Raw genomic sequence first — 14,745 nt, 5'->3', positions numbered from 1 at the left:
TGATCAACGTGCCCGATTGTCCCCACGTTCACATGTGGTTTATCTCGTACAAATGCTTGCTTTGCCATTGCCTTTCTTTCTCCTTACGTAATCTAACTTGAGACACAAAATCTTAGCCCTGCGGACTGCCCGGCAACGCAGGGACGGTACTGCAAATTTTTCAAATAGGTGCTAAGGGTTAGAAAGATTTTGTATCAGGTGCAACAAAACTTTTTGCTGTAAGAGGCAAACCCCTTAATTATATTGAAAATAGTTGTTTCGGCAAATCAACCTTTACAGTTTGCTAAAATTTGCCGCCTGAAATAATTCTCTCCCTTAATACTTCAGATACCTGCGCATAATGGTCAAATTCCATGGTAAACGTGGCCCGTCCTTGTGTGAGCGAACGCAAGCCGGTGGCATAACCAAACATTTCTGATAAAGGCATCAACGCCTTTATCGCCGTCACCCCGCCGGTTCTGGGTTCCATTCCTTCAATGCTGCCCCGGCGAGAAGAAAGATCGCCCATCACGTCGCCGGTAAAATCATCCGGGGTCACCACTTCAACGTGCATGATCGGTTCCAACAAAACGGGGGCGCCTTTTTGCATGGCCTCCTTAAAGCCCAGGGAACCGGCAATCTTAAAGGCCAATTCAGAGGAGTCTACCTCATGATATGAACCATCTACCAGCGTCACCTTAACATCCACCACCGGATAACCGGCTAAAATGCCGGTAGACATTGCTTCCTTGACCCCGTCTTCCACCGCCGGGATGTATTCTTTGGGAATAGCCCCCCCAACGATTTTATTTTCAAAGGCAAAACCCTGGCCTTTTTCCAGGGGTTCAACTTCCAGCAACGCCACCCCGTATTGGCCGCGCCCGCCGCTTTGCCGGATAAAACGGCCCTCGGCTTTGGCCGGCCGGGTAATGGTTTCGCGGTAAGCCACTTGCGGGCGGCCCACATTGGCTTCTACCTTAAACTCCCGCCGCATCCGGTCCACCAACACTTCCAGGTGCAGCTCGCCCATGCCCGAAATTTGGGTTTGGCCGGTATTTTCGTCAACTCTCACCTGAAAAGTAGGGTCTTCTTCGGCCAACTTTTGCAAAGCCATAGACAATTTATCTTCGTCGGCTTTAGTTTTAGGTTCTATGGCCAGGCTAATAACGGGTTCAGGAAATTTGATCGACTCCATCACCACCGGATGGCTCCGGTTGCACAATGTTTCGCCCGTGAACGTATTTTTCAAACCGACCACGGCCGCAATATCCCCCGCATAAACTGTTTTTAATTCTTCACGGTGGTTGGCATGCATTTGCAGCAGCCGACCAACGCGCTCTTTTTTGTCTTTGGTGGCATTCAAAACCATTTCGCCGGCATTGAGGGTGCCGGAGTAAACCCGCAGATAGGCCAACCGGCCCACAAAGGGATCGGTGACAATTTTGAAGACCAACGCCACAAAGGGATCGGCCTCATCGGCAAAAACGGTCACTTCTTTTTCGGTATAGGGCTGAATGCCAATTTTAGGGGGAACATCCTTGGGTGAGGGCAAATAATTCACTACGGCATCAAGCAACCGCTGGACGCCTTTATTCTTAAGGGCAGAGCCGCACAAAACCGGCACAATATTGCCACAAACGGTGGCGACCCGCAGGGCGCGAATCAGTTCGTCCCGCGTAATTTCTTCGCTTGCCAGATACTTGTCGGTCAAAACTTCATCCGACTCGGCCACCTTCTCAACCATTGCGTCGCGCAACTGCTGGGCCTCTTCCAATAAATTATCAGGAATTGGGCTGGCCTCAGACTTGGTGCCCAGGTCGTCGAGATAATAAATGGCCTCCATGTTTATCAGGTCTATCACGCCCCTAAACTTATCCTCGCTGCCAATGGGCATTTGAATGGGCACCGGGTTGGCCTTCAGCCGCTCAACAATCATTTTCACCGTGCGGCGAAAGTCTGCCCCAATCCGGTCCATTTTGTTAACAAAACAGATCCGCGGTACGCCAAACCGGTCGGCCTGTCGCCAAACCGTTTCGGATTGCGGTTCAACGCCGGCCACCGCGTCAAAAACCACTACCCCGCCATCCAATACGCGCAAGGAGCGCTGCACTTCAGCCGTAAAATCTATGTGCCCCGGCGTGTCAATAATATTGATCTGATAGTTGTTCCAATAACAAGTAGTGGCCGCCGCCGTAATGGTAATGCCGCGCTCCTGTTCTTGGGCCATCCAATCCATGGTGGCCGCGCCGTCGTGCACCTCACCAATGCGATGGATTTTTTGGGTATAAAAAAGTATACGCTCGGTGACGGTTGTTTTACCGGCGTCAATATGGGCAATGATGCCAATATTTCGGGTTCGCTCTAACGGTGTTTGGCGGGCCATAACCTAATGTTTAACCTGAATACTTCTCTCTACTTCAATAAGACAGTGAAAAGTCCAAAACTCTTTAATCTACGGCAGGCAAGAGTTTTGGACTTTACTCAATCAACAGTGACGCTATTGAAACTGGACCGTTTGGCTTGAGTTTGCTCAAGCCAAACCTTTACCAGCGATAATGAGCAAAGGCGCGGTTTGCCTCGGCCATCCTATGGGTATCTTCTCGTTTTTTAACTGTGGCCCCTTGATTATTGGCCGCATCCATTAATTCAGCGGCCAGTTTTTCGGCCATTGATTTGCCGGCGCGGTCCCGGCTGGAATTGACCAGCCAGCGAATGGCCAGGCTTTCGCGGCGCTCAGAGCGCACCTCCAGCGGAATCTGATAGGTTGCCCCGCCTACTCGCCGGGGCCGGACCTCGATCAGGGGCGTAGCGTTTTTGATAGCCTGTTCAAACATTTCTATGCCCGGCTTATTGGCCCGCTCTTCAACAATATCAAGAGCATCGTAAAAAATACGGGCAGCCACAGTTTTTTTACCATTTCTCATTAATTTATTAATAAAACTCTGCACCAAACGGCTATTGTATTTAATATCAGGCTCAATGGGCCGTTTGACAGCACGATTCCTTCTTGCCATTATTTTCTCCAATCTAGCAGGCAATGATTTGCCCGGCAATTATCTGTCCAATTTTATTTAGGGCGTCTGGCCCCATACTTGGAACGACCTCGCCGTTTGGCATCAACCCCTGTTGAATCTAACGCGCCGCGCACAATGTGATAACGCACCCCGGGCAGATCCTTTACCCGACCACCCCGGACCAATACCACCGAGTGCTCCTGCAAACTGTGGCCTTCGCCGGGAATGTAAGCCGTTACCTCAATCTGGTTGGTCAAACGCACCCGGGCCACTTTTCGCAAAGCCGAGTTGGGTTTTTTTGGCGTCATCGTCCGGACCTGGGTGCAAACCCCCCGCTTCTGGGGAGAACCGCTGTCCGGCTGCATCCGCCCTTTTAAGGCATTATAAGTAAACCGCAAGGCAGGCGCCTTAGTTTTCGACTTCTTGACTTTACGTCCTTTACGTACCAACTGGTTAATTGTAGGCAAGAAAATCCTCCGTTTAATAACGCTTAATTCTTAAAAACCACCTACTTTGGCAGTACACGAGGCCACCGTAAATGACCGGTGGCCTCGTAAATTATCAAACTGTAGATATTCTGTGGGCCGAGAACAGCTTCTCTATGCCCCTCTCGTCAACCCAGAAATCTGAGCTTCAGACCCACACGCAAAGAAATAATATAACATGAACAAGACCAGGAGTCAAATTCCTTTTCTTTTTTGGGTGGCGTTCCAAAAATTTTTGGCGGGCGATAGAGACAGGGCTATGTCCTGTCCCTACTTATAGCCTAAGACCCTTCCTTAATTATAACCACCAATCAGGTAATTGGCCGGGCCACAACAACGTCTCGCTGCTTGATCACCCTGTCCACTCGATGCACCAACATATTGTAAGGCGGCTCACTTAACACCAGCAGCGGGCCTTCAGCCTCAACCAGGCTTACCATTTCCTGCCGGGAGAACCGGGTCGACTCCCAGGCCAGGGCCATGGCCCCGCCCGGCGCTAACATTGAGGCCCACACCGGCAGGGCCGCCCGCAACAGGCCGGTCAACTGACCATGATGTTGGATTCCATACGGCAGGTCGGCCACAATAAGATGTGGTTTTTTAAAGCCGGAAATCAATTCAATCGCGTGGGTGGTTTCGCCGCTGGCCAGTACACATTGTTTTGGCGTTTCCCGACCCAACTTAAACCACCACCGTTTCCCTAACTTTTTCAGGCGCTCTTCTTTTACGCTACAGGTAATCCCCTGCGCCCTGGCATATTGCTCCAAAAATGTTGCCGTGGATTGAACATCTTTGCCGTTCTTTTCCACGCCGGCCACGTCGGCGCCCAGCATTAAAGCCGCAAAAAGGGTGGTGCCTCCCCCGGCCAGAGGATCAAATACCCGCAAATTTTTCCACGACTGCCGGGAAAAGTCGCTACTGAATCTGGCAATATTACACAAAAATTGGGTGAACAACTCATTGGTTTTACCTTTATAACGGCGGGTCATCATTAAATCAGAGGAAAAACAGGGCTGAAATCCGGTTTCAATAGGCCGGAGCAGCGGCCCGGCATATTCCCCCAACGCCGCGTAATACCAAAAAAAGACGCCGGTCATGGCCAACATCCCCAGTTCACGGATTTGCACCTCATCCAGATTTGTCTCCAGTTCACATTTCCAATAAGCTTGACCACCTAACTCCAGATAGTCAAGGATGGAAATCAAACGGCCCAACGGACTCAATTTGAGTTCGTGAGGCGCCAAATCCTTGGCCAGCGTTGCATATTGCGTGCTTCGTTGCGGCGCAATTTGAGCCACCAGCGTTGTCACCAATTTTCTCCCATCATTCACTGCAAGCGCCGACCCATTAGTAAATGAACCGGCGCTTGAAACAATCAATCATCTCCTTCAGGCAAACCTGATCAGCGCGCTCCGCCGGGAATTCCCAAACCCAGGCCCAGTTTAGGCAGACGTTCTTTCTGTTCTTCCTTGCCAAAAGCCATTATCTCTTCACCTTCAGAAATCACCTCAACCGAGAGGCCCAAAGATTGCAATTCTTTGACCAACACCCGGAAACTCTCCGGCAGGCCGGGGTCTTGAATGGGTTCACCCTTTACAATGGACTCATAGGTTTTCACCCGGCCCACCACGTCGTCGCTCTTAACGGTGAGCATTTCTTGTAGAATGTGAGCCGCGCCGTAGGCTTCCAAGGCCCACACTTCCATCTCGCCAAAACGCTGGCCGCCAAATTGGGCTTTGCCGCCCAAAGGTTGTTGAGTGACCAGGCTGTAAGGTCCGGTGGAGCGAGCGTGGACTTTATCCTCAACCAGGTGGGCCAATTTGAGCATTGTGATCAAGCCTACGGTGACAGGGCGGTCAAAGGGTTCACCCGTTTTGCCGTCATAGAGCGTCATTTTGCCGGTGGTGGGCATTGGCACCTGTAACTCGCGGGAAACGGTCAGGGCATACTGGTCAATCTCTTCATCGGCCAGCTTCTCCAAATTCAACCCGGCCAGCGTAGCAGAATAACGGCTATCAGCTATTGTTTCCATCCGGTTCTGCATAGCCTTCAACCATTCCCGCAAACCTACCAGGCGCACCGCCTCACGCGCAACTATGCCAACTTCTTGAGGGCGGCGCTGTCCCTCAAAGGCCAGCAGGAAATCAGGATCGTAACCGTGTTCCTTCAGCCATTCACTCAAAACGGCCCGGCGCGCATAAATCTGGTCGGTGGCTAACTGCTCTACATCATATCCTTTTTCTCCCAGCCACTCAATCAGGTACAACAGCCGGGCCTCATCCTCGTCTTCAAGTTCTTCCTCCGTATAGCCCTGCTCGGCAATCCAAAGCCAGGCTTTATCGGTGGTCTCTTCCCAGGCGTGATCAATGAGCCAGGCGCGGGCCAGTTCGGCGGCAATTTCATCCTCATGCGCCCCGTCAAACACCGCACTAATGGCCCGAAAGCCCAAACGATCGGCCGCCCAACCCAGGTGCGTTTCCAAAATCTGGCCAATGTTCATACGCGCCGGCACACCCAGCGGATTTAGAATAATCTGCACCGGCGTTCCATCTTCAAGATAAGGCATATCTTCCACAGGCACCACTTTGGAGATGACGCCTTTGTTGCCATGCCGGCCAGCCATTTTATCACCTTCGGTAATCTGGCGGCGCTGGGCCACCATTACCCGCACCATGCGGTCAACGCCGGTGGGCAGATCACGATGCTCTTCCCGTGAAAACTCCTTAACATCTACCACAATGCCTTTTTCACCGGGCGGCAGGCGCAAGCTGGAGTCCTTTACTTCGCGGGCTTTTTCGCCAAAAATAGCCCGCAGCAATTTTTCTTCCGGGGTCAGCTCGGTTTCACCTTTGGGCGTGATTTTGCCCACCAGGATGTCGCCGGGGCCAACTTCTGCACCTACCCGGATAACACCTGTTTCGTCCAAATCTTTCAAAGCATCTTCGCCTACGTTGGGAATATCACGGGTAATTTCTTCGGGGCCAAGTTTGGTGTCGCGCGCTTCTATTTCATGTTTTTCAATATGGATTGAGGTAAACTTGTCCAGCCGGACCATCTCCTCGCTAATCAGAATAGCGTCTTCGTAGTTACCCCCTTCCCAACTGATAAAGGCGCAGAGCACATTTTGGCCCAGGGCCAACTCGCCCTCATCCGTCGAGCTGGAGTCAACCAGAACTTCACCTTTCTCCACCATTTGGCCCTTGTGCACAATGGGCCGCTGGTCAATGCAGGTTGACTGGTTAGAGCGGCTGAACTTGCGCAGCACATACTGCCGCTCGTGACCGTTCTCCCCACGGACCACAATCGCCCGGCCCGTCACACTGATCACCTCGCCTTTTTCTTGAGCGACAATCACCTGGCCTGAGTCGGCGGCTGCTTGCACTTCCATGCCGGTGCCCACCCGCGGCGCTTCGGGACGAATGAGAGGCACGGCTTGCCGCTGCATGTTGGAGCCCATCAAGGCTCGGTTCGCATCGTCGTGCTCCAAAAATGGAATGAGCGCGGCGCTGATGCCCACAATTTGCTTGGGTGACACGTCAATGTAATCCACTTTTTCAACATTCTCAAAGGAAAAAGTTTGATCATGACGCACGCTGGCCCGGGGATTCTTGAATTGCCATTTTTCGTCCAGAGCCGCGTTAGCCTGGGCAATGGTGTAACTATCCTCATCGTCGGCAAAAAGATATTCAATTTCCGCCGTCACCATCGGTTTAATCAAAACCGGACCTTCCAGGTTCAATTCGGCAATTTTAATTGCCATATCTTCGTCAATCACGGTACCGCCGGGCACCACCACGGCGCCGGTGTTGGGATCTGCCACGTCGGCCCGGGTTGTTTTGCCCACCAGGGCTTCCACATTTTGGGGGTCAACCTTATTAACAACCTTACGATAAGGCGTTTCAATAAAGCCAAAATCGTTGACTCGGCTAAAAGCAGCCAGGCGACCAATCAAACCAATATTAGGCCCTTCCGGGGTTTCAATAGGACAAATCCGGCCATAATGACTATTATGCACATCGCGCACATCAAAACCGGCCCGCTCGCGCCGCAGACCGCCCGGGCCCAAGGCGCTCAGAGTACGTTTGTGGGTTAGCTCGGCCAGCGGATTGGTTTGGTCCATAAATTGGGACAACTGGCTACCGCCAAAGAACTCCCGGGTGGCGGCCACTACCGGCCGGATATTAATGAGCGACATCGGCGAAACTTGTTCGGGGTCGCGGATAGACATACGCTCGCGCACCACGCGCTCCATGCGCAATAAACCAACGCGCAGTTGATTTTGAATTAATTCGCCCACGGTCTTCACCCGGCGATTACCCAGGTGATCAATATCATCGGGCCGAATTTTTTCATTGTTAATATTGATCATCCGGCCTACCACATGCACCAGGTCTTCTTTGGTTAAAATACGGTGCTCAATAGGAATATTCAGGCCCAGGCGGCGATTCAATTTATAGCGTCCCACCCTACTCAAATCATAACGCCGGGACGAAAACAACAGAGAAATGAGAAAATTCACGGCGTTATCAATGGTCGGCGGGTCGCCGGGGCGCAGCCTTTTGTAGAACTCAAGCAAAGCTTCGTGGGCATTTTTGGTGGGGTCCTTATCAATACTGGCCGGGATAAAGGTATGTTCAGGATCGGTATCAACGTTTTTGAACAACTCCAATAGCTGCTCATCGGTGCCCAACCCCATCTCCACGCAGAGTACCGGATTCTTCATGACCTCTCTCAGCGTCTCTTCATCAAGGCCAACAATCTGAATCGCTCGCAGCAGCACCGTTACCGGCAATTTACGTTTCCGGTCTACCTTAACCGAAATCAAATCTCGTTTAGAGCTTTCAAATTCAAGCCAGGCGCCACGATTAGGAATAAGTTTGGCAAAAGCCAATTCACGTCCGGTGGCCCGGTCTTCGTCAACGGTAAAATAAACTCCCGGCGAGCGAATAAGCTGGGAAACAACCACCCGTTCGGCCCCGTTAATCACAAACGTGCCGTTTTTGGTCATCAGGGGAAAGTCACCCATAAAAACTTCCTGCTCCTGGATTTCACCGGTTTCTTTGTTCACCAAACGCACATTCACCCACAACGGGCTGGCATAAGTTATGTCACGCTCACGACACTCTTCCTCGGAATATTTAGGCTCGTCAAAACGATAATCCCAAAAATGAAGTTCCAGGTTTTTATTAAAGCTAACAATGGGCGATATCTCTTCAAAGAGTTCGCGCAATCCTTCATCTTTAAATGCCTGAAACGACTTTAGCTGCACCTCGATTAATTGAGGCAACTCCAGCACATCAGGAATACGAGCGTAACTTTTTTTACGTGCATTTTTTTGAGACATAAATTCACCATTCCCTTAAATATTTAATTACACAACAATGAGCAACATAATACAGCAGGAAAATAGACCCGCCTAAACCAAAAACTTAACTATTTGCTTGGGGCAACTCATCGGATTAAACTTAACCAATTCAATGTCATCAAGTTGAACAATATTGCCAGATTTTGAATAATTACTTTAGCCGGGCTTCTTTGCGGATTTAAACATCTGTCAGGCAATCTGTTGCTGAACATTTCTGGAGACTACCGGAGTCTAAACTTAACGACATTGTTACCAGTTAAATTCATTTCTAACTGCTTAAGGAGAGGTTTATTATTATGATGTTTGTTATGAGGACATCACCTCAACGTGGGGCATTCATACCCGTTAAGGATAGGTTATGGTATGTCTATAGCTATCAGTTGGGGGGAGATTTTTACCTTAACCGGCATCAAAAAATTCAGCAACCTAACCACCAAATCTATATTATACCTCAAAAGGGCAGATTTTGTCAAGCAGTTTTTAAAAATTTCAGACATTAATTTTTGCCAATTCAATCCTGATTGACTATCATTATTATCTTCTTTCAAACGGCCCGCCATAGGCGGGCCAATTGTTGTAAATGCCCTAAACCTTTACCGCGGAGGTAATCTTGCGCACCAATACCGCTCATGCTGAACCCAAATGGGTCCCCTGGCTGGAATGGGCCACCCTGATAGCCATCATTGCCCTGGCCACCTATTTACGTTACTGGCGTATCACCGCCGTTCCTCCTGGCTTCAACTCCGACGAAGCCGTGGGGGCCATGGGCGCGCTAACCACCCTGCGGGAAGGACTGCAATACTCCTACGAAGGTCAGGGCGGCGGCGGCGCTCTGGGTTTTTATTTTGCGGCGGCGGCGTTTTATCTTTTTGGCCCTTCTATTGCCGCCATTCGCGGCCTGGCTGCCTGGGCCGGGGTAATTGGGATTTTTGCCAATTATTGGGCCATCCGCGAGTTGTTCCGCGGTCCCAACCATACCCTGTCCGATCTTAATCGCGCTCGTTTGATCGCGGGCCTGGCCACTCTGGGGGTCGCAGTCTCGCTCTGGCATCTGAAAGTCAGCCGTATTGCTTTTGCCGGCATTGGGGTGCCCTTTTTAATGCTTCCCTCTGTTTATTTTTTATGGCTGGGCCTGAACAAAACGCAACCGCCAAATAACAAATTTGGCCTGAGTGAAGCGGCCGAAGCACAAATTGTAAATCTGAAAAGGCAATGGCCCTTTATTGTCAGCGGTATTTTTCTGGGCGGATTGATGTACATTTACCTGTCCGGCGTTTTTGCGCCGCCATTCTACGCAGCCTATTTTATTGCCCAGTGGTTACTGGTTATGATCGCTCAAAAAACAATCCGCCAAAATTTAGGGGGCAAGTTTTGGCGGCCGGAACCGGCCAGGGCTTACCTGACCACCCAATTCTGGAATCTCCTGGCCACCGCCCTCACCGCCACGCTCTTATTATTGCCCATGGTTTACATTCTCCTCACCCGGCCCGAACTTGAACCCGGCACCACCCGCGTCGCCCAGGCCTTTTTCCTCAATCCCCAAATTAATCAGGGCGATCCGTGGGGCCTGCTCTGGCGGAGCATAGAGGGTAACTTTAGCGCTTACGGCGTATCGCTCTCCTGGCTCTTCGGCCAGGCCCCGGCCCGGCTGGTTTTGCCGGTTTCAATGGGTCTCCTGGTCTTTTTGGGTTTTTTGCTTTCGCTCTGGCGAGGCTTGCGGGGACAAGCCGCTTATCTGTTTATTCTGCTCTGGTACCCCGCTATGCTGCTGCCCAGTATTCTCTCCCCCGACAGCATCCCGCACGACTTGCGGGCTGTTGGGGCCATTACCCCAACCTACGTCTTTACCGCTGTTTTCATTATCTGGCTTTTTGAGACCCTTTGGGCCATAGGCGCTCGCTGGCTCCAGCCCCGGCTGGGCCATAAATTTAAGGGGCTGGCCTTTGGCCTGGGGGTGGGGCTGGCCTGTTTGCTTATCTGGATTCTGGGGCAAGATACCGCCCGCTCCCTTTATCAATATTTTTATATTTTCCCCAACACCAACGATGCTAAAGCCGCCTTTCACGTTTACGCTGTGGAAATGGCCGACCAAATCAACCGGGAGGAACGAGCCGGTGTCGCCTTCATTTTACCGCGCAATACGGCCGCCGGCGACGTATTTCGTAATTACACCACCGATTTTCTGACCGCTTTGGCCCAGCCGCCTGCCGCTCACTACTGGGTGGTTGATAATGAAAAAACATTGGCCAACGATTTGGCCACTGCCGCGGTCGGGCACAATATCATCCGTGTGGTCAAATGGAAAACTTCCAAACACACCGGGGCCGACCCCAAAAACGTTATTCCCTATTACCTTGAAAAATACGGCCATTACCGGCAAACCGACTCTTTTGAATATTTTGACATTGACACTTACCTGCTGGACAGCCCCGCCCCCGATTTTCACTCTGCCGAAAAATTACAAACAATTGCCGTTGACTTTGGCGGGCAACTTCAACTCACCGGCTACGCTCTGGGCGACGCGGGCGATGTGCAGCATCTGGCTGACCCGCAAGCGGCCAGCAATAATCTTCTCTGGCTGCGGCTGGCCTGGCAAAAAACAGCCGAGCATGCTGAAAACCTCAAAGTTTCGGCCCAGGTTTACGCCGCAAACGGACAGCTCATTAGCCAAATTGACAAGCTGCTGCAAAACAATATTCTCCAGGTTGGCAGCCAGGCCTGGGAAGTTGGCGCTGAAGCAGAAACTTATTTTCTCATTTCTATTCCCCCGGCCACACCGCCGGGCGACTATACCCTCAAGCTGGCCGTTTATGGTGCAGATTCCCTGAGCCGTTTGCCCATCTCCACACAAGAAGGGGACGGTTTACTCACCCTGGCCAACTTCACCGTCCAACCGGCCCGGCAGCCCCTCACGCCCGACGATCTTACTCTGGCGCTGCCCACAATGCACAAACTTCTCCCCGGTTTAACCTTGGTCGGCTTTGAAACCCTGCCCGGCGAGAGCGTTCGCTCCGGCAGTAAAGTGGGCGCTTCGCTCATCTGGCAGGCCGGTGATACGCCCTTGCCCGGCGATTTAGCCATGTCGTTCATCGTCAAACCCGAAAGCGGCGATGACGAGTGGCCCATCTCCGAGCCGGTCGGTTTGGCCGGAGATTATCCCACCTCCCGGTGGCAGCCCGGCGAGGTTTTACGCGGCTGGCTGGCCGCCCGTATTCCCCCTGCCTGGGAACCGGGCACGTACAAACTGCGCCTGCGCCTGTCGCCCCTGGATCAGCCTGACGAAGAAGTGATCACCCTGCCCATCGGCGATTTTGAGATAGAGGGTTGGCCGCGCAATTTTGAAACGCCGCAACCGCAAGTTGAAATCGGCGCTGATTTCAACGGGCAGGTCACTCTGGCCGGTCTGGACGCCACGGCCACCCAGGTATCTCCCGGCGATACGTTGGGAGTGAGGCTCTATTGGCACGTAAATGCGGATTTTGATCAGGATCACACCGCCTTCATTCACCTCATCGGCCCGGATGGCCTGCTGCATGGGCAAGTTGACCAGACCCCGGGCGCGGGAGCCTATCCTACCACCGGCTGGTTGCCCGACGAATTCATCACCGACGAATACGCTATTCCCATCCCCCCAGAGTCACCCGCCGGCGATTATCAGATAGAGATTGGCCTGTACAATCCCAACACAGGCCGGCGTTTGCCCGTTTGCCAAACAGAAGCTTGCGCCCAGGTTGACGACAAGGTATTATTACCCGGCCTCACGGTGCAATAATGAGCTTTCGTTTGTATCTGACCCCCGCCCGCATCCTGCTCAGCCTGCTGATGCTGGTTTACTTTGTTTACTTTGGCCTTTACGCCAACCAACGCCATTTGGCTTTTGAAACGGGGGCCTTTGATACTGGGGTCTACGCCCAGCCGCTGTGGAATTTTATCCAGGGCCGTGGCTTTGCCGTGTCTCTCATCAAAGACAACGGCCCCCTGCGCTGGGCCACGCACGTTGAGCCGATTTTGTTTCTCATCGCCCCCCTCTACAAACTCTGGCCTCACCCGCGCACGTTATTCTGGCTGCAAACGGCCGGGCTAACTTTGGCGGCATGGCCCCTCTACGCCCTGGCCGTGCAACGTTTACAAAATGAGTGGGCAGCCTTAACCATGGTTGCTGCATATTTTTTGCTGCCCGCCACCGAAGCCGTAACCCTGTTTGATTTTCACGCCGTCGCCTTTGCCCCACTTTTTCTACTGGCGGCCTTCTATTTTTTAGAGCAGGCCTTGACCATTCAGGGCAAAAGTCTGTGGCTGTGGCCGGAAAAGAAACAATTGAGTCAAGCCGGTGAGCCAGCAACTAACGGCGCTGCTGCGGCCCCTCCCTTCTTCCTCCTCCTAACCTTCTATTTCCTGGCCGGCCTCTTTTTTATGCTGGCTATGTCCACCAAAGAAGACATCTCGCTGTACGTGTTTATGATTGGTTTGTATTTGCTGGCCCTACGCCGCTGCTGGCGAGAAGGCGGTGTTTTAATGGGAGCCGGTTTGGTTTGGTTTTATGTGACGTTTCAAGTGATCATCCCGGCATATCGCACCGGCGGGGGTCACTCCATTTATGCGGCCTGGTTTGAAACGCTAGGCCATACTCCCCTGGACATTGCCCTTTCGCCTTTCACCAAACCAGGGGCTGTGTTGGCCCTGCTCTTTCAGCCCGGCAGCCTGCCCGCCCTGAGTATGCTCACCTTGCCCCTGCTTTTACTGCCGCTCTTGGGCTTTCCGTTTTTGTTAATGGCTGCGCCGGGATTTGCTTTTATTTTTTTGAGTCAAAATCCAACGCTGCGCCAACTGGAAACCTGGCACTACGCCGCACCAATGCTGGCTTTTGTAATGTTGGCTACCGTTGACGGAATGGCTCGGGTTGGGTATTGGTGGCGGGGAGCCAAGTCCAATGTTTTGCGACTCACACTTCACCCCTCACGATTTGCCCTTCCCCTCCTTTCCATCCTGCTCCTTATTGCTTCTTTCACTTACCACGTCCTGCGCGGTTATTCGCCGCTATCTTTGTTATCCGAATGGTCGGAGGTGACCCGGCATCATCAACTGGGCCGCGAGTTGGCCGCGCTGATTCCCGAAGAAAGCAGCGTATTGGCCCAAGCCCAACTGGTGCCTTACGTGGCCCACCGCTATCAACTGGCAATATGGAACGGTCCCCTGGACACCGACTACGACTACATCTGGTTAGACTTGAGCCACCCCAAATTGCCCAATCGTTTCAACGCCCAGGGCGAATTGCTGACCGGCCTGGTCATTGAAGAAGCCTTTGGCCCCATTGCGGCCAAAGACGGTTATCTTTTGCTCAAAAAAGGCGCCGCCCGCATTCCTATTTCTGAAGAACTTTTTAGCTTCACCAAATTCGACCAACTCCCGGCAAACGCGCAGCCCTTCGACGCTGTTTTTGGCGACACGCTCAAGTTGGTTGGCGTAAAGCCGGACGCGCACCGGTTAGCCACCTCAGAAACCGAGCCGCAAGTGGTGCTTTATTTTGAAACCCTGCAAAAACCAGGCCAGGATTATAATCTTTTTGTTTATTTGCTTGATGAACGCGGCATGGTCATCGGGGCAACGGATTACGCTCAACCGGCCATCTTCTGGTGGCCTACCTCGCGTTGGGCCGTTGGCGACCGGCGCCAGGTACGGGTCAACACCATCCCTTGGTGGACGGGCGATAAAAGCAGGTTTAGTTATGCACTAGGTTTTAGCCACAGCAACGACCCGTGGGATGAGTCCGTCCGGCTGCCCGTTATCGCCGGCCCCCACACCCCGCCCCCCCTGGAAAACCAGACGCTACTGCCGATTGCCGCTTTTCGGCGGTTTGGGGGATTGGTTTATCCGGCAGCGTTGGAGATCATAAAGAGATAAA

Annotated in this window: 7 protein-coding genes; 2 read left to right on the top strand and 5 right to left on the bottom strand. The window is 52.4% G+C overall.

What is annotated here, in order from left to right; translation table 11 throughout:
- Nucleotides 1–283: 283 nt before the first annotated feature.
- From fusA to JW953_22290, 5 genes are all read right to left on the bottom strand, one after another.
- Nucleotides 284–2,362, bottom strand: coding sequence for an elongation factor G (gene fusA / locus JW953_22310; protein ID MBN1995439.1), 2,079 nt, complete (start codon nt 2,360–2,362; stop codon nt 284–286).
- Between the two features lie 160 nt (nt 2,363–2,522).
- Nucleotides 2,523–2,993 carry a 30S ribosomal protein S7 gene (gene rpsG, locus JW953_22305; protein MBN1995438.1) on the bottom strand — a complete coding sequence of 157 codons (471 nt, stop codon included), beginning with the start codon at nt 2,991–2,993 and terminating at the stop codon, nt 2,523–2,525.
- 53 nt (nt 2,994–3,046) lie between these two features.
- Nucleotides 3,047–3,460, bottom strand: a complete 414-nt coding sequence (rpsL, locus tag JW953_22300) for a 30S ribosomal protein S12 (protein MBN1995437.1) — start codon at nt 3,458–3,460, stop codon at nt 3,047–3,049.
- Between the two features lie 329 nt (nt 3,461–3,789).
- Nucleotides 3,790–4,788 (bottom strand): hypothetical protein, encoded by a 999-nt coding sequence (locus JW953_22295; GenBank protein ID MBN1995436.1) that lies wholly within the window; start codon nt 4,786–4,788, stop codon nt 3,790–3,792.
- A 92-nt stretch (nt 4,789–4,880) separates the two neighbouring features.
- On the bottom strand, nt 4,881–8,822 hold the full coding sequence (locus tag JW953_22290) for a DNA-directed RNA polymerase subunit beta (GenBank protein MBN1995435.1): 3,942 nt from the start codon (nt 8,820–8,822) through the stop codon (nt 4,881–4,883).
- A 631-nt stretch (nt 8,823–9,453) separates the two neighbouring features.
- Here JW953_22290 and JW953_22285 point away from each other — a divergent pair.
- Both JW953_22285 and JW953_22280 read left to right on the top strand, forming a co-directional pair.
- Entirely contained in the window at nt 9,454–12,615 is a 3,162-nt protein-coding gene (locus JW953_22285; GenBank protein ID MBN1995434.1) for a hypothetical protein, read from the top strand.
- A complete protein-coding gene (locus JW953_22280; GenBank protein ID MBN1995433.1) occupies nt 12,615–14,744 on the top strand; it encodes a DUF2079 domain-containing protein in 2,130 nt (709 codons plus the stop codon). Before JW953_22285 ends, JW953_22280 begins: the two co-directional genes overlap by 1 nt.
- Nucleotide 14,745: the final 1 nt, after the last annotated feature.

It is taken from the genome of Anaerolineae bacterium (assembly GCA_016931895.1).
Lineage (GTDB): Bacteria > Chloroflexota > Anaerolineae > 4572-78 > J111 > JAFGNV01.
This window is presented reverse-complemented; position numbering and strand designations above follow the sequence as displayed.